At 73.8% G+C, this 2,298-nt stretch carries 1 protein-coding gene; it reads left to right on the top strand.

What is annotated here, in order from left to right:
- Positions 1 to 101: 101 nt before the first annotated feature.
- Positions 102 to 2,298 (top strand): ABC transporter ATP-binding protein (locus NBZ83_RS31710; RefSeq protein WP_261576462.1); only part of this gene is annotated, 2,197 nt, incomplete at its 3' end.

Here is a 2,298-nt window from a genome sequence, read left to right as displayed (position 1 = left end):
CGACGGGCGGGCGGGGCAGCGGCGGTCGGCGCGGATGCGCTCCGCGCGTGTTCCCGTACCGCCCGCGCCCGCAGGCCCGGTGCCGTCCGCCGCCTGCGCCCGTGACCGGCCGCATCCGTCGGAACCTGCTGACCTGGAGGTCCACCGCGAGCCCCGAAGCATCCTCAGCTGAGACGCCACGCCTGCCCGGCGAGGCGTCTCGCTCCACGCAGCCCGTTGCCGATCCGCCGCCACCACACCAGGGATCGGATCTTCCGCGTCAGAACCGCCGCCGTGTCCCGGGCAAGACGAACCCGCCGTCGGCGAGCGGTGAGGGGCCGGCCGCCGCGGACACCTCGCGGCGCGACCAGCCGGACCGCTGGCTGCGCCGGCTCGGCCGGCAGGTGATGGTCTACCGCCGCAACGTGATTCTGGCGTTCGGCGCGGCGCTGCTCGGCACGCTCGTCACCGCCGCCGTCCCGCTGGTCGAGCGGCAGGTCATCGACAACGTCGTCGTCACCCACCGGCACTCGCTCACCCCGTACCTGATCATCCTGCTCGCCGCGGGCGTGGCCATCTTCGTCACTGCGTTCGTGCGGCGTTATGTGGGTGGCCGGCTGTCGCTGGACGTCCAGTACGACCTGCGCGACGAGGTCTTCAGCACCATCGAGCGGCTCGACGGCGCCCGCCAGGACCAGGTCTCCACGGGGCAGGTGGTCAGCCGGGCGATCTCGGACGTCGGCGCCATCCAGGGGCTGCTGTCCTACCTGCCGATGGTCGTCGGCAACCTGGTGCTGTTCGTCGCGTCCCTGGTCGCGATGGCGTGGCTGTCGCCGCTGCTGACCCTCATCGCCCTCGCGATGGGGCCGGCGCTGTTCCTGCTCGGCTTCCGGGCGCGCAGCACCGTGTTCCCCGCCACCTGGGCGGCCCAGCAGCAGGCCGGTGAGGTCGCGGGGGCCGTCGAGGAGGCGGTCGCGGGCGTGCGGGTGGTGAAGGGCTTCGGGCAGGAGGACCGGGAGCTCGACCGGCTCGCCGGGCATGCCCGGACGCTGTTCGCGCTGCGGATGCGGGCCGTGAAGATCACCAGTCGGTTCGGCGCGGCGATGCAGGCCGTGCCCGCGCTCGGGCAGGTCGCCGTGCTGGCGCTCGGCGGCTGGCTGGCGCTCACCGACCGGATCACCCTCGGCACCTTCCTCGCCTTCAGCACCTACCTCGGGGCGCTCATCGGCCCGACCCGCACCCTCGCCGGGCTGCTCACCATCGGCCAGCAGGCCAAGGCCAGCACGGTGCGCATCTTCGAGATCATCGACTCCCACCCGGCGATCACCGACGCCCCGGACGCCACCGTTCTCGGCACCGCCCGCGGGCTGATCGAGCTGGACGGGGTGACCTTCGGCTACCTGCCGTCGCGGCCGGTCCTGCGTGACATCAGCCTGCGCATCGAGTCGGGCGAGACGGTGGCCCTCGTCGGCACCTCCGGCTCCGGCAAGTCGACGATCTCCCAGCTCCTGCCCCGCTTCTACGACCCGCAGGGCGGCACTGTCCGCCTCGACGGCCAGGACATCCGCACGCTGACGCTGGCCTCGCTGCGCGACCAGATCGGCGTGGTCTTCGAGGACAGCTTCCTGTTCTCCGACACGGTCCGGGCGAACATCTCCTACGGCCGGCCGGACGCCACACACGAGCAGATCGTCGCCGCGGCCCGGTCGGTGCAGGCCGACGGCTTCATCCGCGCTCTGCCGCGCGGCTACGACACCGTCGTCGGCGAGCAGGGCCTGACGCTGTCCGGCGGCCAGCGCCAGCGGGTCGCGCTCGCCCGCGCGCTGCTGACCGACCCCCGCGTGCTGCTCCTCGACGACGCCACCTCCGCGATCGACGCCCGGATCGAAGCCGAGATCCACGCCACGCTGCGTGAGGTCATGCGCGGCCGCACCACGCTGCTCATCGCGCACCGCCGCTCCACCCTGCACCTCGCCGACCGGATCGCGGTGCTCGACGCCGGCCGCATCGTCGACATCGGCACCGAGGCCGAACTCGCCGCCCGCAGCCCCCTGTTCCGCCGTCTGCTCGCCGGCCCCGGCGACACCCTCGCCGAGGTCGAGGCCGAAGACGAAGGCGCCGAGGACGCGGGCGCCGAGGACGCGGGCGCGGGCGCCGAGCCCGACGGTCCGCAGCCCGTCCAGCCGCCGAGTTCGGCGTCGAACGGAGACGGACGGGCCGTCGGCGGGTCATCGTCTGGCCGGACCTTCGCCACCACGCCGTCGAGCTCGGGTTTCGGTGCAGCGCCGTCGGGCCGGGGGCTCGCGGTCTCGGGTGGGC

This window comes from Frankia gtarii (genome assembly GCF_025403375.1).
Taxonomy (GTDB): Bacteria; Actinomycetota; Actinomycetes; order Frankiales; family Frankiaceae; genus Frankia; species Frankia gtarii.
This window is presented reverse-complemented; position numbering and strand designations above follow the sequence as displayed.